This is a genomic window from Stenotrophomonas sp. SAU14A_NAIMI4_8 (assembly GCF_003086695.1).
In the GTDB taxonomy this organism is placed as follows: domain Bacteria; phylum Pseudomonadota; class Gammaproteobacteria; order Xanthomonadales; family Xanthomonadaceae; genus Stenotrophomonas.
Genome location: NZ_CP025999.1, coordinates 896,300 through 922,365, shown reverse-complemented (window position 1 = coordinate 922,365; position 26,066 = coordinate 896,300). Strand labels below are relative to the sequence as shown.

The 26,066-nt window shown below is 67.6% G+C and carries 23 protein-coding genes and 1 tRNA gene; 9 read left to right on the top strand and 15 right to left on the bottom strand.

Features of this window, described 5'->3' with window-relative positions:
* Positions 1 to 167: 167 nt before the first annotated feature.
* On the top strand, positions 168 to 2,906 hold the full coding sequence (locus C1930_RS04040; RefSeq protein WP_108771142.1) for a TonB-dependent receptor: 2,739 nt from the start codon (positions 168 to 170) through the stop codon (positions 2,904 to 2,906).
* A gap of 864 nt (positions 2,907 to 3,770) precedes the next feature.
* Here C1930_RS04040 and ychF read toward each other — a convergent pair.
* From ychF to C1930_RS04000, 8 genes are all read right to left on the bottom strand, one after another.
* Positions 3,771 to 4,862, bottom strand: coding sequence for a redox-regulated ATPase YchF (gene ychF / locus C1930_RS04035; RefSeq protein WP_108752266.1), 1,092 nt, complete (start codon positions 4,860 to 4,862; stop codon positions 3,771 to 3,773).
* Positions 4,863 to 4,977: 115 nt separating this feature from the next.
* Complete coding sequence (gene pth / locus C1930_RS04030; RefSeq protein WP_079220740.1) at positions 4,978 to 5,556, bottom strand: aminoacyl-tRNA hydrolase; 579 nt, start codon at positions 5,554 to 5,556, stop codon at positions 4,978 to 4,980.
* Positions 5,557 to 5,604: 48 nt separating this feature from the next.
* Positions 5,605 to 6,219, bottom strand: a complete 615-nt coding sequence (locus C1930_RS04025; RefSeq protein ID WP_108771141.1) for a 50S ribosomal protein L25/general stress protein Ctc — start codon at positions 6,217 to 6,219, stop codon at positions 5,605 to 5,607.
* A gap of 110 nt (positions 6,220 to 6,329) precedes the next feature.
* Positions 6,330 to 7,289, bottom strand: coding sequence for a ribose-phosphate diphosphokinase (locus C1930_RS04020; RefSeq protein WP_108751479.1), 960 nt, complete (start codon positions 7,287 to 7,289; stop codon positions 6,330 to 6,332).
* Between the two features lie 138 nt (positions 7,290 to 7,427).
* A tRNA-Gln gene (locus tag C1930_RS04015) sits at positions 7,428 to 7,504 on the bottom strand.
* 11 nt (positions 7,505 to 7,515) lie between these two features.
* Positions 7,516 to 8,385: a 4-(cytidine 5'-diphospho)-2-C-methyl-D-erythritol kinase gene (ispE, locus tag C1930_RS04010; protein ID WP_108771140.1), complete on the bottom strand. Its 870-nt coding sequence runs from the start codon at positions 8,383 to 8,385 to the stop codon at positions 7,516 to 7,518.
* Positions 8,382 to 9,038: a lipoprotein insertase outer membrane protein LolB gene (gene lolB / locus C1930_RS04005; RefSeq protein WP_108755491.1), complete on the bottom strand. Its 657-nt coding sequence runs from the start codon at positions 9,036 to 9,038 to the stop codon at positions 8,382 to 8,384. Before lolB ends, ispE begins: the two co-directional genes overlap by 4 nt.
* Positions 9,035 to 10,720 (bottom strand): tetratricopeptide repeat protein, encoded by a 1,686-nt coding sequence (locus C1930_RS04000; RefSeq protein WP_199912403.1) that lies wholly within the window; start codon positions 10,718 to 10,720, stop codon positions 9,035 to 9,037. Before C1930_RS04000 ends, lolB begins: the two co-directional genes overlap by 4 nt.
* Positions 10,721 to 10,783: 63 nt before the next feature.
* On the opposite strand from C1930_RS04000, the gene hemA reads away from it, so the two are divergent.
* From hemA to ppk2, 4 genes are all read left to right on the top strand, one after another.
* The gene (hemA, locus tag C1930_RS03995) at positions 10,784 to 12,067 is read left to right on the top strand and encodes a glutamyl-tRNA reductase (protein ID WP_108755489.1); all 1,284 of its coding nucleotides are present in this window, start codon (positions 10,784 to 10,786) and stop codon (positions 12,065 to 12,067) included.
* Positions 12,045 to 13,127: a peptide chain release factor 1 gene (prfA, locus tag C1930_RS03990; RefSeq protein WP_108752261.1), complete on the top strand. Its 1,083-nt coding sequence runs from the start codon at positions 12,045 to 12,047 to the stop codon at positions 13,125 to 13,127. Before hemA ends, prfA begins: the two co-directional genes overlap by 23 nt.
* A 5-nt stretch (positions 13,128 to 13,132) precedes the next feature.
* Entirely contained in the window at positions 13,133 to 14,836 is a 1,704-nt protein-coding gene (locus tag C1930_RS03985; protein WP_108771138.1) for a tetratricopeptide repeat protein, read from the top strand.
* A 151-nt stretch (positions 14,837 to 14,987) separates the two neighbouring features.
* Positions 14,988 to 15,773: a polyphosphate kinase 2 gene (gene ppk2, locus C1930_RS03980; RefSeq protein ID WP_108771137.1), complete on the top strand. Its 786-nt coding sequence runs from the start codon at positions 14,988 to 14,990 to the stop codon at positions 15,771 to 15,773.
* Between the two features lie 416 nt (positions 15,774 to 16,189).
* On the opposite strand, the gene C1930_RS03975 is transcribed toward ppk2, so the two are convergent.
* Together C1930_RS03975 and C1930_RS03970 are read right to left on the bottom strand one after the other, a co-directional pair.
* A complete protein-coding gene (locus tag C1930_RS03975) occupies positions 16,190 to 16,753 on the bottom strand; it encodes a TlpA disulfide reductase family protein (protein ID WP_108755486.1) in 564 nt (187 codons plus the stop codon).
* The gene (locus tag C1930_RS03970; protein ID WP_108752257.1) at positions 16,750 to 18,024 is read right to left on the bottom strand and encodes a YihY family inner membrane protein; all 1,275 of its coding nucleotides are present in this window, start codon (positions 18,022 to 18,024) and stop codon (positions 16,750 to 16,752) included. Before C1930_RS03970 ends, C1930_RS03975 begins: the two co-directional genes overlap by 4 nt.
* Before the next feature lie 77 nt (positions 18,025 to 18,101).
* Between C1930_RS03970 and wrbA the strand changes: the two genes are divergently transcribed.
* The 3 genes from wrbA to C1930_RS03955 all read left to right on the top strand — a co-directional run bounded on the left by wrbA (position 18,102) and on the right by C1930_RS03955 (position 19,592).
* A complete protein-coding gene (gene wrbA, locus C1930_RS03965) occupies positions 18,102 to 18,695 on the top strand; it encodes an NAD(P)H:quinone oxidoreductase (RefSeq protein ID WP_108752256.1) in 594 nt (197 codons plus the stop codon).
* Positions 18,692 to 19,027: a DUF2069 domain-containing protein gene (locus C1930_RS03960; protein WP_108755485.1), complete on the top strand. Its 336-nt coding sequence runs from the start codon at positions 18,692 to 18,694 to the stop codon at positions 19,025 to 19,027. The genes wrbA and C1930_RS03960 overlap by 4 nt, the downstream gene beginning before the upstream one ends.
* A gap of 79 nt (positions 19,028 to 19,106) precedes the next feature.
* On the top strand, positions 19,107 to 19,592 hold the full coding sequence (locus C1930_RS03955; protein ID WP_108771136.1) for an asparaginase domain-containing protein: 486 nt from the start codon (positions 19,107 to 19,109) through the stop codon (positions 19,590 to 19,592).
* Positions 19,593 to 19,690: 98 nt separating this feature from the next.
* On the opposite strand, the gene C1930_RS03950 is transcribed toward C1930_RS03955, so the two are convergent.
* The 3 genes from C1930_RS03950 to sufT form a co-directional block, all read right to left on the bottom strand.
* Positions 19,691 to 21,439: a S8 family peptidase gene (locus tag C1930_RS03950; RefSeq protein WP_108755484.1), complete on the bottom strand. Its 1,749-nt coding sequence runs from the start codon at positions 21,437 to 21,439 to the stop codon at positions 19,691 to 19,693.
* A gap of 427 nt (positions 21,440 to 21,866) precedes the next feature.
* The gene (locus C1930_RS03945) at positions 21,867 to 22,961 is read right to left on the bottom strand and encodes a branched-chain amino acid aminotransferase (RefSeq protein WP_108748621.1); all 1,095 of its coding nucleotides are present in this window, start codon (positions 22,959 to 22,961) and stop codon (positions 21,867 to 21,869) included.
* 59 nt (positions 22,962 to 23,020) lie between these two features.
* Positions 23,021 to 23,572, bottom strand: a complete 552-nt coding sequence (sufT, locus tag C1930_RS03940; RefSeq protein ID WP_108748620.1) for a putative Fe-S cluster assembly protein SufT — start codon at positions 23,570 to 23,572, stop codon at positions 23,021 to 23,023.
* A gap of 122 nt (positions 23,573 to 23,694) precedes the next feature.
* On the opposite strand from sufT, the gene C1930_RS03935 reads away from it, so the two are divergent.
* The gene (locus C1930_RS03935; protein WP_108752252.1) at positions 23,695 to 24,114 is read left to right on the top strand and encodes a hypothetical protein; all 420 of its coding nucleotides are present in this window, start codon (positions 23,695 to 23,697) and stop codon (positions 24,112 to 24,114) included.
* Between the two features lie 105 nt (positions 24,115 to 24,219).
* On the opposite strand, the gene C1930_RS03930 is transcribed toward C1930_RS03935, so the two are convergent.
* Together C1930_RS03930 and C1930_RS03925 are read right to left on the bottom strand one after the other, a co-directional pair.
* Positions 24,220 to 25,680 (bottom strand): NAD(P)(+) transhydrogenase (Re/Si-specific) subunit beta, encoded by a 1,461-nt coding sequence (locus C1930_RS03930; RefSeq protein WP_108761301.1) that lies wholly within the window; start codon positions 25,678 to 25,680, stop codon positions 24,220 to 24,222.
* Positions 25,677 to 25,997, bottom strand: coding sequence for an NAD(P) transhydrogenase subunit alpha (locus tag C1930_RS03925; RefSeq protein ID WP_108755481.1), 321 nt, complete (start codon positions 25,995 to 25,997; stop codon positions 25,677 to 25,679). Before C1930_RS03925 ends, C1930_RS03930 begins: the two co-directional genes overlap by 4 nt.
* Positions 25,998 to 26,066: the final 69 nt, after the last annotated feature.

Below are 26,066 nucleotides of genomic sequence, written 5' to 3'. Positions count from 1 at the left end.
GATCTCCCTGAACAGAATCGACTTGCAACCGTTTTCACTCTTTGCCAGATAGAAAGACAGTAGTCAAGGACATAAAAAAGGCGTTAAATGCGCGCGCCCATCCGGGAAAACTGAATGGGGGACAGGGCCCCTCCTCTGCGGGCCGGCATCACTTCCGGGAATTCTTCATGCGTAGACAGGCGATGGCGTGGTCGATCCAGCTGGCGTTGATGGGGGTGGCTGCTTCGGCCGCGGCCCAGGACCCGGCGACCGCTTCGGTTCAACAATTGGACGCGGTGCAGGTCACCGGCTCGCGCATTCCGCGTGCGCAGGTGGAAGGCCCGGCACCGATCACCGTGATCAGCGCCGAGCAGATCCAGTCGGCCGGCTTCACCAGCGTGCCGGACGTGCTGCGCGCGATGACCCAGAACGGCGGCGAGACGCAGAGCCAGCAGTCGTCCAGCGGTGCCGACTTCTCGCCCGGCGCACAACAGGTCGATCTGCGCGGGCTGGGCCCGAACCACACGCTGGTGCTGGTAAACGGCCGCCGCATTGCCGACTTCCCGATGCCGTTCCAGGGCCGCAGCAACTTCACCGATGTGTCCAACATTCCGCTGGGCATGATCGAGCGCATTGAAGTGCTGACCGGCAGCGCCTCGGCCATCTACGGCTCGGACGCGATCGCCGGCGTGGTCAACTTCATCCTGAAGAAGCAGGCCGATGGCACCACCGTGGACGTGCGCATGGGCACCACCACCGAAGGTGGCGGCGATTCGTTCGACATGAGCCTGGCCAGTGGCTTCAGCCGCGGCAACTTCAACGCGGTGTACAGCGTGGAGCTGCAGTCGCAGACCCCGCTGTGGGCGTACGAGCGCGAACAGCAGGATTCGACCCAGGACGGCCCCACCGAGGGCTCGCGCATCGCCCGCCGCGCTTACCTGCGCACGGACTACAACGATGACTACCTGGACCCGGGTGCGGCCACCTGCGATGCCCTGGCCGGGCAGAACAACGGCAGCACCTACCATGCCTTCCGCCCGCGCTACGGCTACTACTGCGGCAGCGATGCGTCGATCGGCTACGGCACCATCCTCAGCAAGCGCCGCGGCGCCAATGGCTACGCCTCGCTCAGCTACGACTTCGACAACGGCCAGCAGTGGTTCGCCGACGTGCAGCTGGGCTACCACAGCCTGGCGCTGATGCGCGATGTCACCTCGTGGGGCCGCATGGCGCCCGATGGTGACGAGTCGGGCTACTTCAACACTGCCGCCACCGGTGAAATCGAGTTCTGGCAGCGCCAGTTCTCGCCGGAGGAAATGGGTGGCCTGCGCAACGCCATGGTGCGCAGCACGCAGAAGACCTTCAGCGTGACCACCGGCTTCAAGGGCAACCTGACCGGCAACTGGGATTACGAAGCCGCACTGAGCCATTCGCAGTACCAGTCGCGGATCAGCTGGCCGCAGATCGTGGCGGCCAAGGCCAACGATCTGTTCCTGGGCCCGCAGCTGGGCGAGGATGACGATGGCTTCCCGATCTACAACGCCGACCCGGACCGCCTGTACCGTCCGCTGACCCGCGCCGAGTACGATTCGATCGCCGCGCGTACCACCTATACGCCGAAGTCGCGCACGGAAACGGCGGCCTTCACCCTGACCAACGGCGCACTGTTCGGCCTGCCCGGCGGCGATGCCGGCTTTGCCGCCACCGTGGAACTGGGCCAGCAGGCCTACGCGCTGAATCCCGATCCGCTGGCCACGCAGTACTACTACTACAGCTGGAAGGATTCCAACGGCGAAGGCTCGCGCAACCGCTGGGCCAGCGCCGCCGAGCTGCGCATGCCGCTGCTTGACAGCGTGAACCTGAGCGTGGCCGGCCGTTACGACCAGTACCGCTATTCGGGCAATACGATCGGCAAGGCCACCTGGAGTGGTGGCCTGGAGTGGCGCCCGATCGACACCCTGCTGGTGCGCGGTTCCTACGGCACCGCGTTCCGCGCGCCGGACCTGCACTACGTGTACGCCGGCCCCGGCAATGACGAGACCGCCGGCAACGACTACTACGGCTGCCTGAGCGACGGCGCCGATGACTGCAGCGACTACGAAGAGAACCTGGTGCGCAGCCGCGAAGGCAACCGTCGCCTCGATCCGGAAACCAGCACTTCGTGGAGCGCCGGCTTCGTCTGGTCGCCCGGCGGCGGCTTCGACATCAGCGCGGACTGGTTCGACATCGACATGCGCAACCAGGTGCAGGACATGAACGTGGACGCGATCCTGCGCGACGAGGCGGCCTGCCGCCTGGGCGAGCTGGACGCCACCTCGGCCACCTGCGTGGACGCCCTGGCCCGGGTGACCCGCACCGACGACGGCCGCCTGTACGGCGTGCACGTGAACCCGGTGAACATTGCCCGCGAGCGCACCCAGGGCGTGGACGTGGGCCTGCGCTGGCGCGTGCAGACCGGCATCGGCGAGTTCTCCTTCAACGGCAACCACACCTGGGTGAAGAAGCACGACTTCCAGCAGTTCCCGGGCGACCCGGTGGAAGACCAGTTCGCGGTGAACAGTGGCTTCGACATTCCGCGCACCAAGACCAGCCTGAGCGTGACCTGGGAGAAGGCCGCCTGGTCGGCCACGGTGTACGGCTCGCGGCTGGGCAAGCTGCCGACCTCGGACAGCTACGACCAGGTGTTCGACTGGGACAGCGGTGACAGCCCGTACATCAAGGCGACCTACCGCTACAACGCGTCGGTGCAGTACCGCTTCGACGACCACGCGCGGCTGTCGCTGTCGGTGGTGAACGTGTTCAACAAGATGCCGCCGAAGGACGCCTCGTACACGGCGTACCCCTACTACGACGTTTCCTGGTTCGACACGGTGGGGCGCACGATCAACCTGCAGTACACGCACAAGTTTGGTGGCAGCGCGCTGTAAGGCGGGCTGCAGCGCAGGCTGTGGAGGACAAGGCCCGCCATTGGCGGGCCCTGTTCGTTTGGGAACCGGGCTTTGGTAGATGCCCACCTTGGTGGGCATGGACGTGCCGCGCGCCCACCAAGGTGGGCGACTACCAGAGCACAGTGCGAGGGGAACCGGGCTTTGGTAGATGCCCACCTTGGTGGGGCATGGACCTGCCGCGCGCCCACCAAGGTGGGCGACTACCAGAGCACAGTGCGAGGGGAACCGGGCTTTGGTAGATGCCCACCTTGGTGGGGCATGGACCTGCCGCGCGCCCACCCAGGTGGGCGACCACCGGAGCACAGGATGCGAGGGGAACCGGGCTTTGGTAGATGCCCACCTTGGTGGGCATGGACGTGCCGCGCGCCCACCAAGATGGGCGACTACCAGGGCGCGCCGCCAGGGTTTTCCACACCACGCGTGGAAAGCGATGGGAACTTGGTGTGGACAAGTGGGTGCGAGCATTGCCGTACAAGCGTTTGCAGGGGTGGTTATTTTTTGTCCATGCCCATGTTTGTTTTCCACACGGCACGTGGAAAGCGATGGGAACTTGGTGTGGACAAGTGGGTGCGAGCGTTGCGGCGCAGGCGTTCCGGGACGTGGTGAAAATTTATCCACCTCGCGCTGTGCCAACCAAGGTCGGCACCTACCTGGCGGGCACCCCATGGTTTTCCACACCGCGCGTGGAAAGTGGTGGGGGTTTGGTGTGGACAAGTGTGCGCGAGTACTGCGGCGCAAGCGTTTCAGCGCATGGTCATTTTTTGTCCAACGCTCGGCCCGCCGCCAGAAACGCGAACGCCCCGCACAGGGCGGGGCGTTCGGGGTCGATCCGGTGCGGCAGGATCAGACGTTGAAGCGGAAGTGCAGCACGTCGCCTTCCTGCACGCGGTATTCCTTGCCTTCCAGGCGCAGGCGACCGGCTTCCTTGGCGCCGGCTTCGCCCTTGTATTTGATGAAGTCGTCATACGCGATGGTTTCGGCGCGGATGAAGCCCTTCTCGAAGTCGGTGTGGATGACGGCGGCGGCCTGCGGGGCGGTGGCGCCCTTGCGCACGGTCCATGCGCGGACTTCCTTCACGCCAGCGGTGAAGTAGGTCTGCAGGCCCAGCAGGCTGTAGGCCGCGTTGATCACGCGGTTCAGGCCCGGCTCGCTCAGGCCCAGGTCGGCCAGGAAGGTGTCGCGGTCTTCGTCGTCGAGCTGGGACAGCTCTTCTTCGATCGCGGCCGACACCGGCACCACCTGCGCGCCTTCGGCGGCGGCGTGGGCGCGCACGGCGTCCAGGTGCGGGTTGTTCTCGAAACCGTCTTCCAGCACGTTGGCGATGTACATCACCGGCTTGAGGGTCAGCAGGAACAGGTCACGGACCAGCGCCTTCTCTTCCTCGTCAAGGCCGACCGAACGGCCGGACTTGCCGTCGGACAGGGCGGCCTGCAGCTTGGCCAGCACCGGCTTGCGCGCGGCCGCTTCCTTGTCGCCACCCTTGGCGGCGCGCTCGGCGCGGTTCAGGGCCTTTTCCACGCTGTCCAGGTCGGCCAGCGCCAGCTCGGTATCGATGGTTTCGATGTCCGAGATCGGGTCGACCTTGTTGTTGACGTGGATGACGTCGGCATTCTCGAAGCAGCGCACCACGTGGGTGATCGCATCGACTTCGCGGATGTGGGCCAGGAACTTGTTGCCCAGGCCTTCACCGCTGGCGGCACCGGCGACCAGGCCGGCGATGTCGACGAATTCCACCGCGGTCGGGATGACCTTCTGCGGATTGATGATGCCGGCCAGTTCGCCCAGACGCGGGTCCGGCACCGGCACGATGCCGACGTTCGGTTCGATGGTGCAGAACGGGAAGTTCGCCGCGGCGATGCCCGCCTTGGTCAGCGCGTTGAACAGGGTCGACTTGCCGACGTTGGGCAGGCCGACGATGCCGCATTTGATACCCATGGGTGACAGCTCTCTGGGGTGAAAGTGATTGGGGAAGCAGCGCGCGCGCTGCTTGGCCAATCCATCTCGGTGTCGATCATTGTGTGCCAACCAAGGTTGGCACCTACCAAAAGCGCTATTTCGGGGTGTGGAGGCGCTTCATCGCTTCGTTGAAATCGCCTTGTACAGCCAGCGGCAGCACGTCGATGGCATCGTCGATGGCACGGGCAATCAGGACGTCGTCGTCCTTGCTCGGGCGACCGAGCACCCAGCCCACCACGCGGTCCTTGTGGCCGGGGTGGCCAATGCCCACGCGCAGGCGGTGGAACTTGCCGTGGCCGAGCAGGCGCATGGTGTCGCGCAGGCCGTTCTGGCCGCCGTGGCCGCCGTCGAACTTCAGCCGTACCGCACCCGGCGGCAGGTCCAGCTCGTCGTGGGCCAGCAGGGTTTCTTCCGGTTCGATCTTCCAGAACCGCTGTGCGGCGGTCACCGACTTGCCGCTGAGGTTCATGAAGGTGGCCGGCTTCAGCAGCCAGACCGTCTGCCCGGCGATTTCGACCTTGGCGGTCTCGCCGAACAGCTTGCTGTCCACGTTCCAGCGCGCACCGGCTTTTTCAGCCAGGGCCTCAACGAAATGAAACCCGGCATTGTGCCGGGTCCGGGCGTGTTCCGATCCGGGGTTGCCCAGACCGACGATCAGTCGCAATCCTGCCATGGTTCCTTCCAGCACGGTGCCTGCCCGAAGGCAGGCACCGCTTGGGTATTACTCGGCAGCCGCTTCTTCGTCGGCCGCGTCGCCCTTGCCGGCCTTGGCGGTGACGATGGCGTCGTCGTGGTCCTTGCCCAGCGCCAGGGCCGGGATTTCCACGCCCTTCGGCAGCTTGATGTTGGACAGGTACACCACGTCACCGGCCTTCAGCTCGCCCAGGTCGACTTCGATCGACTCCGGCAGGTCCTTCGGCAGGCAGGTGATGGTCACTTCCTTCAGTTCGTGGGTGACCACGACGTCGGCAGCCTTGCCAGCCGGCGAGGTGTCTTCGTTGATGAAGTGCAGCGGGACCGAAGCGGTCAGGGCTTCGTTCTCGTTCACGCGCTGGAAGTCCAGGTGCATGATCAGCTGCTTGTACGGGTGGCGCTGCATGTCACGCAGCAGCACCTTCTGCACCTGGCCGTCCAGGTTCAGGTCCAGGATGGAGGCATAGAACCACTCGTTCTGCTGGGCCAGCCAGATTTCGTTGTGGTCCAGGCTGATGGCGACCGGCTCGGCGTTGCCGCCGTACACGATGGCCGGGATCACACCAGCGTGACGCAGGCGGCGGCTCGCACCCTTACGCTGCAGTTCACGCTTGGTGACCTTGATTTCATGGGTCTTCGACATTTTCGACTACTCAGGTTGTTGCCTTGCCGTGCGGCGAGGCGGTTTGAAGATGCTTCCGCGACCAGAAGCATCCGGGGCATGCCCCCGCCGTTGCCGGCAGGGGCGGATTCTCAATCGACGTACAGCGAGCTGACCGACTCGCCGAAGGCGATGCGGCGCATCGTTTCGGCCAGCATTTCCGCCACGCTGAGCTGGCGGATCTTGCTGCACACGCGCGCGGCGTCCTTCAGCGGGATGGTGTCGGTCACCACCAGTTCGTCCAGCTGCGAGTTGGTGATGTTGTCCACCGCCGGGCCCGACAGCACCGCGTGGGTGCAGTACGCGGCGACCTTCAGCGCACCGCGCGCCTTCAGGGCAGCGGCAGCAGCGCACAGGGTGCCGGCGGTATCGACGATGTCATCGACCATCACGCAGGTCTTGCCTTCGACGTCACCGATGATGTTCATCACGGTGGAGACGTTGGCGCGCGGGCGGCGCTTGTCGATGATGGCCAGGTCGGCATCATCCAGGCGCTTGGCCACGGCGCGGGCGCGGACCACGCCACCCACGTCCGGCGAAACGACGATCAGGTTCTCGGTGCCGTAGGCGCGCCAGATGTCGGCCAGCAGCAGCGGGGACGCATACACGTTGTCCACCGGGATATCGAAGAAACCCTGGATCTGGTCGGCGTGCAGGTCGACGGTCAGCACGCGATCAGCGCCAGCGGTGCTGAACATCTTCGCCGCCAGCTTGGCGGTGATCGGCACGCGCGAGGAGCGCATGCGGCGATCCTGACGCGAGTAACCGAAGTACGGCACCACGGCGGTCACGCTGTTCACCGATGCGCGCTTGAGCGCGTCGATCAGCACCAGCAGTTCCATCAGGTTTTCCGCGCTCGGCGCGCTGGTCGGCTGGATCACGAAGACGTCCTGCTTGCGCACGTTCTCTTCGATTTCCACCTGCACTTCACCATCGGAGAAGTGCGAGACCAGTGCCTTGCCCGGGCGAACCCCCAGTTCCTTGCAGATGTTCTGCGCCAGACGTTTGTTGGCGTTGCCGGAAAATACCAGCAGGTTCGGGGACTCTTGCATCATGATTGTCTCGGGCGGGGACGAGTGGCGGGGATCCGGTAGCGGCAAGGACCGTTGGGCCCTTGCTGCTGACAACACCGCGGCTGTTTCCACGTCCCGCGCGGTCGATGCGCTGGAAGGCGCGGACACAGCCGCAATTGGCAGGGGCGGTAGGATTCGAACCTACGAATGCCAGGATCAAAACCTGGTGCCTTGGGCCTCTTGGCGACGCCCCTGCAGTGATGAATCAGTGTTGCTCGAGTGCTTCCAGCAGTGGCGAACGCATGACGCCCGCTGCCACCCTTGCCCGCAACTCCTTCGGCAATTTCGCTCGTCCCTGCTCTGCGGCAGCCTGCGAATCGAACTCGACGAAACAACCACTTCCGGACCCGGTCAAACGTGCCCGGCCTATGCGGCTCAACGCGGCAAGCACCGCCTCGACGGCAGGCTCGCGACGGCGCAGCACCGGCTCGAACACGTTTCCGACCAGAGCGCCGGAAGCGAAGTCCTCTATTTTCGCAACTGGGCTGTCGCGCGTCAAATCCGGGTCAGCAAACAGGGCCGGGGTCGGAACATGAACGCCCGGTTCGGCGATCACATACCAGGCCGCGGGCAGCGCGATCGGCTGCAGGCGCTCGCCCACCCCTTCGGCCCAGGCATTGCGGCCGCGCACGAACACCGGCACGTCGGCCCCCAGCTGCAGGCCCAGTTCGGCCAGCGCATCTTCGTCCAGGCCGGCCTGCCACAGCCGGTTCAGCACCACCAGCACGGTGGCTGCGTCGGACGAGCCACCGCCGAAGCCGCCACCCGCAGGCACATGCTTTTCGACGATGATGTCAGCACCCTGGGCGACATTGGCCACTTTTTTGAGCAAGCGCGCTGCGCGCACGGCCAGGTCCTGGTCTTCCGCCACGCCGGCCAGGCCGTCACCCTCGCGGCGCACCTGACCGTCTTCACGCAGGCGCAGGCCAATGCGGTCGCCCCAGTCCAGCAGACGGAACACCGTCTGCAGTTCGTGGTAGCCGTCGGCGCGGCGGCCGGTGATATGCAGGAACAGGTTCAGCTTGGCCGGGGCCGGCCACCAGGACCAGCCGTCGGCGTCAATCTGCGCAGTCATGGGGCGTCGGCGCCCCACTGGTCCACCAGCAGGCGTACCTTGGCGTCCTCGCGGCTGGCCTCGATCCGCCGCGGCAGGGCCGGGCGTCCGTCCTGCGCCGGGTACCAATCCAGGTACTGGATCAGCCAGCCGGCCTGCTGCATGCGCCGCGGGCGGCCCTCGGCATCACGCTCCACGGCACTTTCACCGCTGCCGCGCAGCACCAGGCCGCGGGTCCAGTCGGACAGTTCACTGACCGGGATGTCCCAGCCGGTGGCATCGAGCAGCAACAGGCGCGCGTCGTCGCCTGTGCGCGGGCCGTCGCCCAGCCCTTCCAGCCGCGCCCCACCCTGCAATGCGTCGCCCTGCAGGGTCCAGCTCTGGCGGGTGACCGGCGCGCTCAGCTGCACGCGGTACTCGCTGCCCTGTTGCACCCAGTCGATGCGGCCACTGCCGCCGTTCTTGCCCTTGCTGACCGCGACCCGGCCCTGGAAGGCGTAATCCGGCTGCGCACGCAGCGCCTGCACGCGCGCCTCTTCGGCGCGCTCAGCGGCCGGCGAAACGGTGTAGACGACTTCCGGCGCCGGGGTCTTCTGGGTGCCGACGCTGGTGCAGGCACTGACCGCCAGGGTCACCGCCGCCAGCAGCAGCGGGCGGATCGAGGAAACACTCATGGATTGAATTTCTCGCGGGCGCGCAGCAGCGCGCGGTTCTCGGGGTCCAGCTTGGCCGCTTCGTCGAAGAAGTGGCGGGCCTCGTCATGCTTGCCGAGCACCCACAGCACTTCGCCCACGTGGGCGGCGATTTCCGGGTCCTTGGCCAGGGTCCAGGCACGGCGCAGCTGCACCAGGGCCTCTTCGTTGCGCCCCAGGCGGTAGAGCACCCAGCCGTAGCTGTCGACGATGGCGGCGTTGTCCGGTTCGGCCACGCGCGCGCGGTCGATCAGTTCCAAGGCCTCCTGGTAACGCCCGGTACGGTCGGCCAGGGTGTAGCCCAGTGCATTCAGCGCCGGCACGTTTTCCGGCTCGGTGACCAGGATCTTGCGCAGGTCGGCCTCGGCACGGGCGATATCGTCGCGACGTTCCCAGGCCAGGGCGCGCGCGTACAGCAGCGCGTTTTCATCCGGATAGGCGGCCAGGCCACGCGCCAGGGCATCCAGCTCACCGGGCAGATCGTCGGCGCGCTGGCGCAGTTCGGCTTCCAGCAGATAGGCATCGCGGCGCACGTCATCGTCCACCGTCGCGTCGGACTGGATGGCATGCACCTCCTGCAACGCCAGGTCCTGGCGACCGGCCAGGCCCTGCGCGTTGGCCGCACGCAGCCGCGCCTCGCTCAGTTCTTCACCGCCGGGCACGCTGTGGTACCAGTTCACCGCCTCCGGGTAGCGCTGCAGGTATTCGGCAATCTTGCCCAGCAGCAGGCGCTGCGCCGGATCCGGCTTGGCCGCCTGGCGCGACAGTTCGTTGTACAGATTGCCCAGCGCGGCCTTGTCGCCCTGCTTGGCCAGCAATGATGCGCGCATGCCCCAGGTCTGCACGTCCTGCGGGCCGAATGCCAGCACGCGTTCGGCCGCGGCCGGCTGGCCCAGGCTGTCATAGGCAATGGCCACCGCGTTGCGCAGTTCGGGGTCCTGGCGGGTCTGCGGCTCCACGCCCTGCAGCAGCGTCAGCGCCTGCCCGGTCTGCCCGGCCTGCTGCAACTGGCTGGCGCGCAGCAGCGCCACCCGCGGTTCCTGCGGGAAGCGGCGCACCACCTCGTCGATCATGCGCTGCGCCAGCTCCGGCTTTTCCATGCGCAGGGCCAGCCGCCCGAACTCCTGCCAGGCCTCGATCCTGGCCGGAATGGCATTGGCATCGACCAGCTCGCCCAGCACCTGCGCCGGCACTGCCGGATCGCGCCCGCCACCGATCAGGGCGGCCAGGGCGAACTTCCAGCCCTGCTCGTCGCGGTCCTGCAGCAGTGATTGAAGTTCGCTGCGGGCCGTCTTCACATTGCCCTGGCGCATGGCCAGGGCGGCCGCGGCGCTGCGCATCGGCAGGGACGCCGGGGCACGCTGCTGCCACAGGGCCAGCGCCTTTGCGGCATTGGCATCCTCGTTGGCCAGCATGGCAATACGGGTGGCACGCTCGGCCAGGCCAGCGTCGCCGTCGGTCTGCTGGGCCGCCTGCAGGTACCAGCGCGCGGCCTCGGCCAGCTTGCCGGCCTGCAGGGCGAATTCGCCGGCGATCACCGGTTCCAGGGCCAGTGCTCCGGCGGCCGGGGCCCGTGTGGGGGCCTTGGCCGGCGCTGCCGACACCGCCTGGGCACAGGCCAGGGACAGCAGCAGAACACTGGGGATGCGAATCAATGCGGGCATCGTCGGCATCGGGGCCTTAAAATGTCGTCCAATGGCCAGCAGCTTATCGCAAGCAACTGAACAATGACCCTGTGGGTGCTCGGACTGAATCACCAGACCGCACCGGTGGAACTGCGCGAACGCGCGGCCTTCGCCGGTGAGGCGCTGCCGCGCGCGCTCGGTTCGCTGCGCGACACCCCGCAGATCGCCGAGGCGGTGCTGCTGTCCACCTGCAACCGCACTGAACTGTATGCGGTCGCCGATTCGGCGCAGGCGCTGGACCAGTGGCTGCAGCAGCAGGCCGGCGATCTGCAGGGCTACCTGTACCAGCATGCCGACGCCGATGCCGTGCGCCATCTGTTCCGGGTCGCCACCGGGCTGGATTCCATGGTGCTGGGTGAACCGCAGATCCTGGGCCAGGTGAAGGACGCCTGGTCCACCGCCCGCGATCACGGCCTGCTGGGCCAGCGCCTGGACCAGTTGTTCCAGCAGACCTTCTCGGTGGCCAAGCGCGCCCGTACCGATACCCAGGTCGGCGCCAACCCGGTGTCGGTGGCCTCGGCGGCGGTACGCCTGGCGCAGAACGCGTTCGCGCGCCTGGATGAATCCACTGTGCTGCTGGTCGGCGCGGGCGAGACCATCGAACTGGCCGCCCGGCACCTGAGCGAAGGCAAGGTGCGGCGCCTGCTGATCGCCAACCGCACCCTGGCCCATGCCCAGGAACTGGCCAGCCGCCACGGCGGTGTGGCCCTGCCCCTGACCGAGCTGGAGCGCCACCTGGCCGAGGCCGACGTGGTGTTCTCGGCCACCGCCGCGCGTGAGCCGGTGATCCACCGCGCTGCCGTGGCCAATGCCCTGCGCGCGCGCCGGCACAAGCCGATGCTGCTGTTCGACCTGGCCGTGCCGCGCGACATCGAAGCCGATGTCGCCACGCTGAACGACGCCTTCCTGTACACGGTGGACGATCTTGAGCGCGCGGTGGAAGACAACCGCCGCGGGCGTCGCGAGGCCGCCGCCGAGGCCGAGGCGATCATCGACCTGCAGGTTTCCCGCTATGTGGAAACCCTGCAGGCCAGCGCCCACCAGGCGCCGCTGCGGCAGCTGCGCGCGTTCGGCGAAGCCACCCGCGCCGAACTGCTGGAGCGTGCGCGCCAGCAGCTGGCCAACGGCAAGTCGGCCGATGAAGTCCTGGAACTGCTGGCCCATGGCCTGACCAACCGCCTGCTGCACCCACCCACAGCGGCCCTGCGCGCGGCCGCACTCAGCGGCGATGCCGAGCTGACCCGCGCCGCGCAGCGCCTGTTCCCGGCAACGCCGGGCTACCACCATCCCCCCGTGAGACCCGATGACGCCGACCCTGCGCCGTAAGCTGGAAGCGCTGGCCGAGCGCCGCGAAGAACTGGAACGCCTGCTCGCCGAACCCGACGTGGTCGCCGACAATGCGCGTTTCCGCGATCTTTCGCGCGAATTCGCCCAACTGGAACCGATCGCCACCGCGCTGGCCGAAGAAGCCCGCGCCAAGGCCGACCTGACGGCCGCCGAGGGCATGCGCGCCGATCCGGACCTGCGCGAGCTGGCCGACGAAGAGATCGCCGCTGCCCAGGCCCGCCTGCAGGAACTGGAGCAGGAACTGGCGCTGCTGCTGGTGCCGCGCGACCCGCGCGACGACGGCAACCTGTTCCTGGAAGTGCGCGCTGGCACCGGCGGCGACGAAGCGGCGATCTTCGCCGGCGACCTGTTCCGCATGTATGCCCGCTATGCCGAGCGCCAGGGCTGGAAGGTCGAGATCGAATCGGACAGCCCCGGCGAACATGGCGGCTACAAGGAAGTGGTGGCCCGCGTGGTCGGCCGCGGTGCGTTCTCGCGCCTGAAATTCGAATCGGGCACGCACCGCGTGCAGCGCGTGCCGGCCACCGAATCGCAGGGCCGCATCCATACCTCCGCGGCCACGGTGGCGATCATTCCCGAAGCGGACGAGGTGGATGAGATCGTCATCAACCCGGCCGACCTGAAGGTCGATACGTTCCGTTCGTCCGGTGCCGGCGGCCAGCACGTGAACAAGACCGAATCGGCCATCCGCATCACCCACGTGCCGACCGGCGTGGTGGTGGAATGCCAGACCGAGCGCAGCCAGCACGCCAACCGGGACAAGGCGATGAAGCGCCTGAAGGCGCAGCTGCTGGATGCCGAACGCCAGCGCCAGGACGCCGCGCAGGCCGAATCACGCCGCCTGCAGGTGGGCAGCGGCGATCGCAGCCAGCGCATCCGCACCTACAACTTCCCGCAGGGCCGGATCACCGACCATCGCGTGGAAGGGCTGACCCTGTACGACCTGCCCAATGTGCTGGCGGGCGATCTGGACCCGCTGCTGCAGCGCCTGAGCCACGAGCACCAGGTGGACGCGTTGGCCCAGCTTTCGGCGGGCTGAGCACGGTGTCGGCCTGGCAGCAACGGCAGCAACTGCAGCAGGCGCTGGCCCGCCAGCCGGGCGATTTCGTTGCCTGGGTGATGCTGGCCGACGTGGAACTGGAAGCGGGCGACATCGCCGCCGGTGAACGCGCCGCGCGGCGCGCACTGCAGCTGCGCCCCGACCACCCCGAAGCGCTGGCACGGCTGGGCCGCGTGGCCTGGATGGCCGGCGCCCATGCCGATGCAGCTACCCTGCTGCGCCAGGCATCCACGCTGGCGCCGCAGCATCCGGGCATTGCCCTGTGGCTGGGCCATGCGCTGGAAGATGCCAACGATGCCGAAGGCGCCGCCGAGGCCTACCGGCGCGCGCACACCCTGATGCCGGGTGAGCCCTATATCGCCGCCCAGCGCCTGGCCTGGCAGCGCCGCCTGTGCGATTGGCGGGATCTGGATACGCTGGCCGCGCAGGTCCGCCGTGCGGTGGCTTCCGGCCAAGGTGTAGTTGAACCGTTTGCTTTCCTGAGCGAAGACGCCAGCGCGGCCGAACAGCTGGCCTGCGCGCGCAGCCGGGCAACGGCCGTGGCTGCCTCGGTGCGGCCGCTGCCGCCGGCGCAGGTGCGGCAGCGCGGTCCGCTTCGCGTGGGATTCCTGTCCAACGGCTTCGGTGCGCATCCGACCGGCCTGCTGACAGTGGCGCTGTTCGAACAGCTGCGTGCCGATCCCGCTCTGCAGCTGCACCTGTTTGCCCTGAACCGCGATGACGGCAGCCGCATCCGCCAGCGCTTGCAGGCGGCGACCACGCTGCACGACGTAGCGGGGCTGCGCCACGCCGAGACCGCCGCACGCATCCGCGCGCAGGGCATCGACCTGCTGTTCGACCTGCGCGGCTGGGGCGGCGGCGGCACGCCCGAAGTCCTGGCCATGCGCCCTGCCCCGCTGCAGCTGAACTGGCTGGCGTATCCAGGCACGTCCGGTGCGGCGTGGCTGGATGCCGTGGTAGCCGATGCCTTCGCCCTGCCCGCTGCGCTGGAACCGCATTACAGCGAACGCGTGCTGCGCCTGCCGCGCGCGTTCCAGCCCTCGGACAACACCCGCGTTGTGGAACCGGCGCCCAGCCGCGCCGACTGCGGCCTGCCCGCACAGGGCGTGGTGTTCTGCTGCTTCAACAACAGTTACAAGCTCAATCCGCGCAGCATGGCGCGCGCCTTTGCCGTGCTGCAGGCGGTACCGGGCAGCGTGCTGTGGCTGCTGTCCGGGCCGGGCAAGGCCGATGCGCGCCTGCGCGATGCCGCACGGGCCGCGGGCGTGGACCCGACGCGACTGGTGTTCATGGCCAAGCTCGCGCATCCCCAGTACCTGGCGCGCTACGCCCTGGCCGACCTGTTCCTGGACACCCATCCCTACAACGCGCACACCACTGCATCAGATGCGTTGTGGGCCGGTTGTCCGGTGCTGACCTGTCCGGGCGACACCTTCGCCGCACGCGTGGCCGGCAGCCTGAACCATCACCTGGGCCTGGATGCGATGAACGTGGCTGACGATGCCGCCTTCGTGGCGACCGCAAGCGCGCTGGGCAACGACCCGGCGGCCCTGTCGGCACTGCGCGCGCAGCTGGCGCAGGCGCGCGAGCGCAGCGGCGTGTTCGACATGGCCGGGTTTGCGTTGGATCTGTCCGCGTTGTTGCAGGCGCTGGCGCGTGAGCACGGCTGGACAGGCGTGGCTGGGTAGAGTCGACCGTTGGTCGACTGCCCTTCGCAGGAGCCCAGGAACAGCCCGCGCTGCGCGCGATAGTCGACCAACGGTCGACTCTACCCCGGCGTCGACATTGCGTGGGCAAGTGCTGCGCTAGGCTCGGGTTTCCTTCCCGCGTGGTGCACCCATGGGCAAGCTGAAACGCAAGGACTACGACGCACTGCTGCAGCCGCTGCAGCTGGAACTGACGGCGATGGCGCGCTGGGTACAGCACACGGGGCAGCGCCTGCTGGTGCTGTTCGAGGGCCGCGATACCGCCGGCAAGGGGGGCGCGATCCAGGCGATCAGCCAGCACCTGAACCCCCGCCAGTGCCGGGTGGTGGCCCTGCCCAAGCCGACCGACCGCGAAGCCACCCAGTGGTACTTCCAGCGTTACGCCAGCCATCTTCCCGCCGCGGGCGAGATCGTGCTGATGGACCGCAGCTGGTACAACCGTGCCGGCGTGGAACGGGTGATGGGCTACTGCAGCGAGGGCGAGTACCAGCGCTTCCTGCGCCAGGCACCGGTGTTCGAGCAATTGCTGGTGGATGAAGGCATCCTGCTGTTCAAGTACTGGCTGTGCGTGGACCAGGCCCAGCAGGAAAAACGCTTCGCCGAGCGGCACGTGGATCCGCTGAAGGGCTGGAAGCTGTCACCGGTGGATCTGAAATCGCGCAGCAAGTACAGCGCGTATACCGAGGCGCGCGAGGCGATGCTGCGGGCGACGCACCGCGAGCAGGCGCCGTGGACCCTGGTGGATTTCAACGACCAGCGGCTGGGGCGGTTGACCCTGGTGCGCAACCTGCTGGACCGGCTGCCGGACACGCGGGTGGATGCACCACTGCCGGAACTGCCGGCGCTGAAAGGCAAGCTGCACCGCGAGCACTACGACGTGCTGAAGCCGATCGAGGCGTTCCCGGTCGAGGATCGGTAAATCCACGCCATGCGTGGATGATCCGACCCCGCCATGGCTTGGGCGCGGTAGATCCACGCCATGCGTGGATGGATCGGGAAGGGGTCAGAGCCCGTTGCGTGGCAACGGGATCCGACCCCGCCATGGCTTGGGCGCAGTAGATCCACGCCATGCGTGGATGATCCGGGAAGGGGTCAGAGCCCGTTGCGTGGCAACGGGATCCGACCCCGCCATGGCTTGGGCGCGGTAGATCCACGCCATGCGTGGATGATCCGGGAAGGGGTCAGAGCCCGTTGCGTGGCAACGGGATCCGACCCCGCCGTGGCTTGGGCGCGGTAGATCCACGCCATGCGTGGATGGATCGGGAAGGGGTCAGAGCCCGTTGCGTGGCAACGGGATCCGACCCCGCCGTGTTTTCAGTCGACCAACGGTCGACTCTACCGGGCTGCGGCGATCTGCTGTTCGATGTCGGCGGCGGTGACCGGGCCCAGGAAGGTGTGCGCGAGCTTGCCATCGGGGGCGATCAGATGGGTGAGCGGCAGCCCGCGCGGAATGGCGAAATCGGCCGGCGGGTCGAAGGGATCGACCACCACGATCGGATAGGTCACCGGATGCTTGCCCAGGAACGCCTGCATCTCCGGCACTTCGATTTCTTCATAGGCCAGGCCCACCACTTCGATGTTGTTGCGCATGGCGTGCAGCGCCGACAGCTCCGGCATTTCCTTGCGGCACGGCGCACACCAGGTCGCCCAGAAGTTCACCACCACCCACTTGCCGCGATGGGCGGCCAGGTCGTAGTCGCTGCCGTCCACCGCCTTCATCTTCAGGGTGGGAAATTCGGCCGTGGTGCGCTCGGCCGGGGCCTCTTCAACCGGCGCCGGTGCGGCCGGGGTGGGCGCCTGCGCCGGCGGCGCGCTGCTGACGGGCGCTGGTTCCTGTGCCGGCTTGCAGGCCGCCAGGGCCAGCAGCAGGGCCAGCAGCAACGGGGTCTTGTGCATCATGGGGTGTCTCCGGGAGCGGAATAGATATCGCTGACGCGCCGCTTCAAGCGCTCGCGCAGCGGCAGGCGAAGTTCGTCCAGCGCCGCCAGCGCGGCCTGGCCCAGACTGTCGTCGCGGTAAGGCAGGTGCTGCTCGGCCACCGGAATGCGCAGCTGGGTGCATTCGTACAGATCGGCCAGGCTGACCTGTTCCAGGTCACGCGCCAGCAACCATTCGCCACGCTCATCGCGGCGCAGCAGGCCGATGTCCTGCAAGTTGCAGACCAGGTCCTGCAGCAGCGAGTCGGTCAGCATCGGCTCCATGCGCAGGATTTCATCGTCATCCAGCCCCTTGCCGGCGGCGCGCGCGTAGTGGAAGCGCCCGAGCAGGCGCAGCAGGCCATAGAACTCGTAGCCCTGCGGCAGGCGCAGCTCCACCGGCTGGTAGCGGAAGGCGGCCATCGACGAGGCCAGCGACGCGCCCAGCAGCACGGCCACCCAGCACAGGTAGATCCACAGCAGCAGGATCGGCACGAAGGCCACGGTGCCGTACAGCTTCTGGTACGACTGGAAACTGCCCAGGTAGGCACCGATGCCCCACTTCACCAGCTCCAGCATCACCGCGGCCAGCACGGCGCCGGGAATCGCGTGGCGCCACTTCACCGTGTGGTGCGGCACCACGCGGTAGACCAGCATGATGCAGATGAATTCGATCAGTACCGGCGCCAGCCGCAGGCCCAGGTCGGCCAGCCAGCGCCCTTCCTGGGTGCCGAACAGCGGCAGCGCCAGCACCCGCGCCGACACCGCCAGCGACGCTGCAGCGAGCATCGCGCCCAGGGTCAGCACGGTCCAGTACACCAGGAAGCGGGTGAGCTTGGGCCGGGTCGAACCGACCCGCCAGATCTGGTTGAAGGTTTCTTCCACGCTGTTGAGCGTGATCAGCAGCGACACCACCAGGGCGATGAAGCCGGCGGCGGTGAGCTGGCCGGCACTGGCCGAGAACTGCCGCAGGTAGCCTTCGGCCGCGCGCGCGGCGCTGGGCACAAAGTTGGAAAACACGTAGTCGCTGAGCTGGTCGCTCCAGCGGTCGAAGACCGGGAAGGCCGACAGCACGCCGAATACGACAATCGCCAGCGGCACCAGCGCGAACACGGTGGTGTAGGCCAGCGCGGCGGCGGCCTGGAACAGGCGGTCGTCGAGAAAGCGCCGCCACAGGAAGCGGCCGAAGCTGGCGGTCCGTGCGCGATCCCGCGCGCGCTCCATCCACAGGTTGAGCGTATCCAGAGGTTCCATCGGCGCAAGGGTACCCGATGCGGAATGCGTGCAGGATAGCCATACTGGCGTCCACACGATGAGGAGACCTGGGCACGATGGGCGAAATCCTGGTGCTGTACTACAGCCGCGGCGGTTCGGTGGCACGGCTGGCGCGCCAGATCGCGCGCGGTATCGGCGAAGTGCCGGGCATGAGCGCGCGCCTGCGCACGGTGCCGCCGGTGGCCGCCGTGACCCAGACCGCGCAGCCGCCCGTGCCCGATGAAGGCGCCCCGTATGTCAGCGTGCAGGACCTGGCCGAATGCCAGGGCGTGCTGCTGGGCAGCCCCACCCGCTTCGGCAACATGGCCGCGCCGGTCAAGCATTTCCTGGATGGGCTGGGTGCCGAATGGGTGAACGGCACGCTGGCCGGCAAACCGGCGGGGGTGTTCACCTCCACCGCGTCGATGCACGGCGGCCAGGAATCGACGCTGCTGTCGATGCAGCTGCCGCTGCTGCACCACGGCTGCCTGATCGTGGGCATCCCCTTCACCGAGCCGGCGCTGAGCCACACCACCAGTGGCGGTACGCCCTACGGTGCCAGCCACGTGGCCGGCGCCGCAGACGACCCGCAGCCCAGCGAGGATGAAGCCCTGCTGGCGCGTGCACTGGGCCGGCGCGTGGCCGATATCGCGCAGCGCCTGGCCCGATGAGCCGCGCGCCCCACACCGTGCTGCTGCTGGCGCTGCTGGGCCTGGCTGCGCTGTTCGTGGGCTGGTTCATCAATGACAAGCACTGGCTGGCCACCCAGCTGGTGTTCACCGCACCGCCGCTGGCGCTGGCGATCGCCCTGCGCCTGGGCTGGCGCAAGGCCGGCTTCTGGGCCTCGGTGCTGGCGCTGGGCTGGTTCAGCCACGGCGTGATGAGCGCCTGGAGCCACCCGCAGACCCGCGCGCTGGCCCTGATCGAAGTGGCGCTGGCGCTGCTGGTGATCTTCGCCGCCAGCCTGCCCGGCCTGCGGGCCCGCTTCAGCAAGCGGCGCTGACGCTGCGCCCGCCGGGCCGTATCATCTGTGTTCCCGGCCCCGCGCCGCTGTACCTGTCCTGGTTTCGCGCATGCACATGATGGAAGAACTCCTGGTCGTCACCACCGGTGGCACGATCGACAAGATCTACTTCGACGACAAGTCGGACTACCAGATCGGCGACCCGCAGATCGGCATGATCCTGCGCGAGCTGGGGGTGACCTTCCGTTTCAACGTGATTCCGATCCTGCGCAAGGATTCGCTGCACATCAACGATGAGGACCGTGAGCTGATCCGGGCCACCATCGCCGCACAGCCTACCCGCCACGTGCTGGTCACCCACGGCACCGATTCGATGGTGCAGACCGGCAAGGTGCTGTCGACCATCGCCGACAAGACCATCGTGATGACCGGTGCGCTCAGCCCGGCGCGCTTCCGCGGTTCGGATGCCGAATTCAACATCGGCTGTGCGATCGGCGCGGTGCAGTCGCTGCCGTCGGGCGTGTACATCGCCATGAACGGCCGCATCTTCGATCCGCAGCAAGTGCGCAAGAACGTGGCCGCCAACCGCTTCGAATCGGTCTGAGCAACAGCGTGCCGCCCCAGGTCGGCACCCACCACCGCGCAGCCCCAAAAAAACACCCCGACCGAAGCCGGGGCGTGCCCTTGGAGAGGGACTTGGGCTCAGTACTGGGCGTTGAGGGTCAGGCCCGAGAAGGTGCTGTAGGCCTTCACCCGCACGTGCCAAGTGCCAGCGGCCGGGCTGTTGACGGTGCAGGTCTCGTTGTTGCCGCTCAGGTACGGGCGGCAGGTGTAGGTGGTATCGGTCGGGGCGCTGCCCTGGCGGATGTACAGATCGGCATCACCGCTGCCACCGCTGATGGCCACGCGCAGCTGGCTGCTGCCGGCCGGCACCTGCACGGTGTAGCTGAGCGAGGCGCCGCTGGACGCGCCCAGGCCGGTCACCGGCACGTTGTTCTGCAGCACGGTGCCACCCGGTTCCGGGGTGGTGCCACCGCCGCCGTTGATGGCGGCCGTGACCGCTGCATCGGCGTCGACGATGCCCGCGCCGCAACCGCCGGAGCAGGCGCCCGGAAGCGCACGCGCGGTGCTCTTCAGGATGCTTTCCACCTGCGCCGGGCTGAGCGGGCTCGGTGCCACCGACTGCATCAGCGCGACCACGCCGGCCACGTGCGGTGCCGCCATCGAAGTGCCGTTGTAGGAGGCATAGCTGGCGCTGGCCGGCACGGTGGTGCCGGTGTTGAGGGTGGACAGGATGTTGGCACCCGGTGCCGACACGTCGATGCCGGTGCCGTAGTTGGAGAAGCTGGCGCGGGCGCCGGCCGAGGTGGTGGCGGCCACCGCGATCACGTTCGGGCAGTTGGCCGGCACGGCCGAGGACACGTTGGTGTTGCTGTTGCCGGCGGCGACCACCACGGTGGTGCCACGGCCAACGGCGCCGTTGATCGCATTCTGGTAGGTGGTGGAGCAGCTGCCGCTGCCACCCAGCGACATGTTGATGACTTCGGCCGGATTGGCGTTGGCGGGCACGCCGCTGACGGTGCCACCGGAGGCCCAGACGATCGCGTCGGCGATGTCGGAGGTGTAGCCGCCGCACTTGCCCAGCACGCGCACCGGCACGACCTTGGCGTTGAAGGCGGTACCGGCCACGCCGGTGCTGTTGTTGGTCACCGCGGCGATGGTGCCGGCCACGTGGGTACCGTGCCAGCTGGAGTTGGAGGCCGGATAGCCGGCGCCACATTCGTTGGCGGCGTACCAGTCGCCTTCGTCGTTCGGGTTGCTGTCACGGCCACCGCCATCGCGGGCCATCGCGGCATCGCTGATGAAGTCATAGCCGGGCAGGATGTTGGCGTTCAGATCCGGATGGCTGGTGATGCCGGTGTCGATCACCGCCACGACCACGCCGGTGCCGGTGGCCTTGTCCCAGGCCGGGCGGACATTGATCGAGGCGTTGGAGGTGCCGAAGCCCCACTGTTCGCTCAGGCGGGCGTCGTTGGGCACCAGGGTCGGCCGCATGATCTGGTCGACTTCCACGTATTCCACGTTCGGGTCGGCGGCGAGCTTGCGCATCAGCAGCTCGGATTCGGCCTGGTCCAGCGCGCGGTCGGTCTTGACCACGGTCGGGCCGATGGCCAGCTTGCGGACTTCCTGCAGGCCCAGAGCGCGGCCCTGGCTGCTGGACAGACCGGCCGCGGCGGTCTTCAGGGACGAGGCCAGTGCGGTGGTGTTGGCCACCGGGGCACTGCCTTCACGGTACTTCACGATGAAACGCTGGTGCGTCGGGGCGGACTGCAGGCCGCTGAGCTGGACGTCACCGGCGAAGGCCGGGGCGGCCAGCAGCAGGGAGGTGACAACAGACGCACTGAGAACCACCCACGACTTGCGCGCACGCAGATGCGAAACCTGGGACATCGGAATTTCCCTTTCTAGTGGTGTGAATGCCGGAATCGGCAGAAGCACCGGCGCGAGCGCTTGGCAAGGAACGAGGGCGCGGCTCGGCGTCCGGTGAGTCAGCGGATTCCCCTGTCGATCCGCTGTCAGATGACGCTAAAGGCTCGATCCGGACACCACAAGATTTTCAGTGTCTTTTCAGCAACATGAAATGTCTGTTCTGAGACTTTCCGTGTGGAGGGTTTGTGAAGGTGAAGGAACTTTCACGTCACGTGCACGGACATGACTGGGACTTGGGCTGTCCTGCGATGTCTTTGCTGACATCGGCGGTGGGGCCGCCGGGATGGGTCACCACAACGCAGAAAGCCCGTCGCGGGGACGGGCTTTCTGGGGAAACCAAGCGGAGAGCAGTCGAGCAAGCTCGACTCTACAGACGCGCGGAGGGCGATCAGCCCAGCTTGACCAGCCAGTTGTGGCGGTCCGGCAGGCGGCCGTACTGGATGTCGGTCAGTTCCTTGCGCAGCGACATGGTGACTTCGCCGGCCGGTGCGTTGATGTCGCCCACCGAGAAGCCTTCGCCCTTCAGCTGGCCGATCGGGGTGACCACGGCGGCGGTACCGCAGGCGAACACTTCGGCGATCTCGCCCGAGGCCACGCCCTGCTTCCACTCATCGATGGTGACCTTGCGCTCTTCGACCTTCATGCCACGGTCGCGTGCCAGCTGCAGGATGCTTTCGCGGGTGATGCCTTCCAGGATGCTGCCGGACAGTTCCGGGGTGACCAGGGTGCCGTCCTTGTAGACCAGGAAGACATTCATGCCGCCCAGTTCTTCCAGGTACTTGCCTTCCACCGGGTCCAGGAACAGCACCTGCGAGCAGCCCTGCGCCTGCGCCTTCTGCTGCGGCAGCAGGGAAGCGGCGTAGTTGCCGCCGCACTTGGCCGCACCGGTGCCGCCCTTGGCCGCACGCGCGTATTCGGTGGACAGCCAGATCGAGACCGGGGCAACGCCCTTGGCGAAGTACGGGCCGGCCGGGCTGGCGATAACGTAGTAGCCGGCCTTGTGCGCGCCGCGCACGCCGAGGAAGGCCTCGTCGCCGATCATGAACGGACGGAAGTACAGGCTGGATTCGTCGGCCGACGGCACCCAGTCCTTGTCCAGCGCGATCAGCTGCTTGAGCGATTCAACGAAGATCTCCACCGGCAGTTCCGGCAGCGCCAGGCGCTGGGCCGAGCGCTGCAGGCGACGGCCGTTGGCGTCCGGGCGGAAGGTCCAGATGGAACCGTCGGCATGGCGGTAGGCCTTGATGCCTTCGAAGATTTCCTGGCCGTAGTGCAGCACGGCGGCGGCCGGGTCCAGCTGCAGCGGGCCGTAGGCACGCACGTTGGCGTTGTGCCAGCCGGCATCCTTGTCCCAGCGCACTTCCACCATGTGGTCGGTGAAGTGCAGGCCGAAGCCCGGCTTCTCCAGGATCTGGGCGCGCTCTTCAGCGCTGCGCGGGTGGTCCGAACGGGTGACGGCGAAGCTGGGGATGGACTGGGACACCGGAGGATTCCTGTTCTGGTTGCGGGTAGTGCCGACCCCGCCAGTTGCGGGGCCGTGGGTCAAAGCATGCCGGTTTCGAGCCGCGCAGCCTCGGACATCATGTGCTGGTTCCACGGCGGGTCGAACACCAGCTCTACGTCGGCCTGGGCCACCGTCGGGATCATTTCGAGCTTGCTGCGCACATCGTCCACCAGGATGTCGCCCATGCCGCAGGCCGGCGCGGTCAGCGTCATCTTCACGTCGATCTCGCGCTGGCCTTCGTCCAGGTGCTTGATCTCCACCTCGTAGACCAGGCCCAGTTCGACGATGTTGACCGGAATTTCCGGGTCGAAGCAGGTGCGCAGCTGCTGCCACACCAGCTGTTCGACCTGCTCGTCGGTGGCGTCGTCGGGCAGCTCCAGCGGCGCCGGCGCCTCTTTGCCGATGGCGTCGCCGTCCTTGCCGGCGATACGGAACAGATTGCCTTCGACAAACACCGAATAGCTGCCGCCCAGGGCCTGGGTGATGTACCCATAGCTGCCGGCAGGCAGGGTGACGGTGTCGCCCTGCGGGACCATCACGGCCTCGCAGTCGCGTTCGAAGTGGACAGGTTCGCTGCTACGGGAATACATGGGGATCGTTATGGGGCCGCGGACCGGGCCGCGCAAGCCTGCATTCTACCCCGCCCGCCCCACCGACGCCGGTGCGCTGCGGCAAACCACAGTATCCTGTGGCTGACCTTCAGGAAGCTTCGATGTCCTCCAATGCCACACGTGCCAGGACCGTGACCTGGCTTTGGCCCTTCATGCTGCTGCTGGGCCTGCTTGTTGCTCCCATGGCCTGGGTGCTGCTGGCCCTGATGACCGGCCGCCAGGTCGGCTGGATGGCGGTGGTGACCGCGCTGGAACTGGTGTTCATGCTGCGCCTGGGCACGCTGGGTCCGGGCCGGCTGCGCATTGCCCTGGTGGTGCTGGGCACGCTGCTGGTGAGCGCGGTGGCGTACTGGAGCATTGCCAGTGCGTGGATGGGCGGCTCGATCGGGCTGAACCCGATGGATGCCTCGCTGCGCATGGGCCCGCACCTGGCCTGGACCCTGACCAACCTGGCCAACGGGGCGATGGAATGGATCTGGCTGGCGGTGGGCGTGGTGGTCGGCGCCTGGCTGGCGCGCTGATCACCTGCATGGGTCGGATCCCTTTCCGCAGGAAAGGGCTCTGACCCACGTTCGGGATCTGGGGTCAGAGCCCTTTCCTGCGGAAAGGGATCCGACCCCGGCCTCTCAATGCCCGCCGTCCAGGGCCTTCAATTCGCTGACCAAGGCGGCGGCGGCTTCGGCGCCATCGCCGTACAGCATGCGCGTGTTGTCGGCATAGAACAGGGCGTTTTCAATGCCGGCAAAGCCGGTGCCCTTGCCGCGCTTGATCACCACCACGTTGCGCGCGTTCACCACGTCCAGCACCGGCATGCCGTAGATCGGGCTGGCCGGGTCAGTGCGGGCCACCGGGTTGACCACGTCGTTGGCGCCGATCACCAGCACCACGTCGGTGGTGGCGAATTCGGGGTTGATGTCGTCCATGTCGGCGATCAGGTCGTAGGGCACGCCGGCTTCGGCCAGCAGCACGTTCATGTGCCCGGGCATGCGCCCGGCCACCGGGTGGATGGCGAATTTCACCTTCACCCCGCGCTGGCCCAGCCGCTGCGCCAGTTCCCAGATCTTGTGCTGGGCTTGGGCCACGGCCATGCCGTAGCCGGGCACGATCACCACGCGTTCGGCGAAGGCCATCATCGCCGCCACGTCGGCCGCATCGATCGGCTTCTGCGACCCGCTGATCGCCTGCGCCTCGCCCGCCGCACCGCCGCCGAAGTTGGAGAACAGCACGTTGCGGATCGGCCGGTTCATCGCCTTGGCCATCAGCCGGGTCAGCAGGATGCCGGCCGCGCCGACCATCATGCCGGCGATGATCAGCGCCTCGTTGCCCAGCACGTAGCCTTCGAAAGACACCGCCAGGCCGGTGAAGGCGTTGTACAGCGAGATGACCACCGGCATGTCGGCGCCACCGATCGGCAGCGTCATCAGCACGCCCAGGGCCAGCGCCAGCACGAAGAAGCCGACGATGGCCCAGGTGCTGAGCGTGCTGGCGGCGATGATGCCCAGCACCACCACGGCCAGCGCCACCAGCAGGTTCAGCACCTGCTGGCCGGGCCAGGTCACCCGCTTGTCCAGGCGGCCATCCAGCTTGGCCCAGGCGATGACCGAACCGGACAGCGACACCGCACCGATGGCCGCGCCGACCACCGCCAGCAGCAGCACGGTGGCCGAAGGCTGGCGCGCAGCCAGGTCGGCCAGCGCCTGCGCGCTCCAGTGGCTGGTATCGCGGTGGGCCAGGAAGGCGTAGCGCAGCAGTTCCACCGCGCCGATGGCGGCCGCCGAACCACCGCCCATGCCGTTGTACAGCGCCACCATCTGCGGCATGTCGGTCACGGCGACCTTGCCGGCCGACCACCACGCCAGGCCCGCGCCCAGCAGCAGCGCCACCAGGATCAGCGGCACGTTGTGCAGTTCGGGCAGGAAGAAGGTGGCTGCGGTGGCCAGCAGCATGCCCAGCCCGGCCCAGCGGATGCCGCTGCGCGCGGTGAGCGGCGAGGCCATGCGCTGCAGGCCGAGCAGGAACAGGGTGGCGGCCACCAGGTAACTGGCCTTGACCAGCCAATCGAGCAGTTCAACCGTGCTGATGTTCACGCCTGCGGCTCCTTGGCTGCATCCTTGCCGCCCTTGGGCGCGCTGGGCTTGAACATTTCCAGCATGCGCGCGGTCACCACGTAGCCACCGGCGGCATTGCCCGCCCCCAGCACCACGGCCAGGAAGCCCAGTGCCTTTTCCAGCGGTGTCTGTGCGTGGCCCAGCACCACCATGGCACCGATCAGCACGATGCCGTGGATGAAGTTGGAACCCGACATCAGCGGGGTATGCAGGATGACCGGCACCCGCGAAATGATCACGTGGCCGGCAATGGCGGCCAGCATGAAGATGTACAGCGCCACGAACCCGTCACTCATCGGCAACGCCTCCCGCTCTGTCTTCGTCGCCCCATCATAACCACGGGCTGAACCCGGTGCGCGGCCCGG

Bases quoted from the DNA above. Each gene is read 5' to 3' on its own strand.
- C1930_RS03950 (WP_108755484.1), bottom strand. From the start codon at position 21,439: ATGTCCCAGGTTTCGCATCTGCGTGCGCGCAAGTCGTGGGTGGTTCTC.
- C1930_RS03955 (WP_108771136.1), top strand. From the start codon at position 19,107: ATGGAAGAACTCCTGGTCGTCACCACCGGTGGCACGATCGACAAGATC.
- sufT (WP_108748620.1), bottom strand. From the start codon at position 23,572: ATGTATTCCCGTAGCAGCGAACCTGTCCACTTCGAACGCGACTGCGAG.
- C1930_RS04000 (WP_199912403.1), bottom strand. From the start codon at position 10,720: ATGCCCGCATTGATTCGCATCCCCAGTGTTCTGCTGCTGTCCCTGGCC.
- C1930_RS03975 (WP_108755486.1), bottom strand. From the start codon at position 16,753: ATGATGCACAAGACCCCGTTGCTGCTGGCCCTGCTGCTGGCCCTGGCG.
- C1930_RS03970 (WP_108752257.1), bottom strand. From the start codon at position 18,024: ATGGAACCTCTGGATACGCTCAACCTGTGGATGGAGCGCGCGCGGGAT.
- ppk2 (WP_108771137.1), top strand. From the start codon at position 14,988: ATGGGCAAGCTGAAACGCAAGGACTACGACGCACTGCTGCAGCCGCTG.
- lolB (WP_108755491.1), bottom strand. From the start codon at position 9,038: ATGAGTGTTTCCTCGATCCGCCCGCTGCTGCTGGCGGCGGTGACCCTG.
- C1930_RS04020 (WP_108751479.1), bottom strand. From the start codon at position 7,289: ATGCAAGAGTCCCCGAACCTGCTGGTATTTTCCGGCAACGCCAACAAA.
- prfA (WP_108752261.1), top strand. From the start codon at position 12,045: ATGACGCCGACCCTGCGCCGTAAGCTGGAAGCGCTGGCCGAGCGCCGC.
- C1930_RS04040 (WP_108771142.1), top strand. From the start codon at position 168: ATGCGTAGACAGGCGATGGCGTGGTCGATCCAGCTGGCGTTGATGGGG.
- C1930_RS03960 (WP_108755485.1), top strand. From the start codon at position 18,692: ATGAGCCGCGCGCCCCACACCGTGCTGCTGCTGGCGCTGCTGGGCCTG.
- C1930_RS03925 (WP_108755481.1), bottom strand. From the start codon at position 25,997: ATGAGTGACGGGTTCGTGGCGCTGTACATCTTCATGCTGGCCGCCATT.
- ychF (WP_108752266.1), bottom strand. From the start codon at position 4,862: ATGGGTATCAAATGCGGCATCGTCGGCCTGCCCAACGTCGGCAAGTCG.
- C1930_RS04025 (WP_108771141.1), bottom strand. From the start codon at position 6,219: ATGTCGAAGACCCATGAAATCAAGGTCACCAAGCGTGAACTGCAGCGT.
- C1930_RS03935 (WP_108752252.1), top strand. From the start codon at position 23,695: ATGTCCTCCAATGCCACACGTGCCAGGACCGTGACCTGGCTTTGGCCC.
- ispE (WP_108771140.1), bottom strand. From the start codon at position 8,385: ATGACTGCGCAGATTGACGCCGACGGCTGGTCCTGGTGGCCGGCCCCG.
- wrbA (WP_108752256.1), top strand. From the start codon at position 18,102: ATGGGCGAAATCCTGGTGCTGTACTACAGCCGCGGCGGTTCGGTGGCA.
- pth (WP_079220740.1), bottom strand. From the start codon at position 5,556: ATGGCAGGATTGCGACTGATCGTCGGTCTGGGCAACCCCGGATCGGAA.
- hemA (WP_108755489.1), top strand. From the start codon at position 10,784: ATGACCCTGTGGGTGCTCGGACTGAATCACCAGACCGCACCGGTGGAA.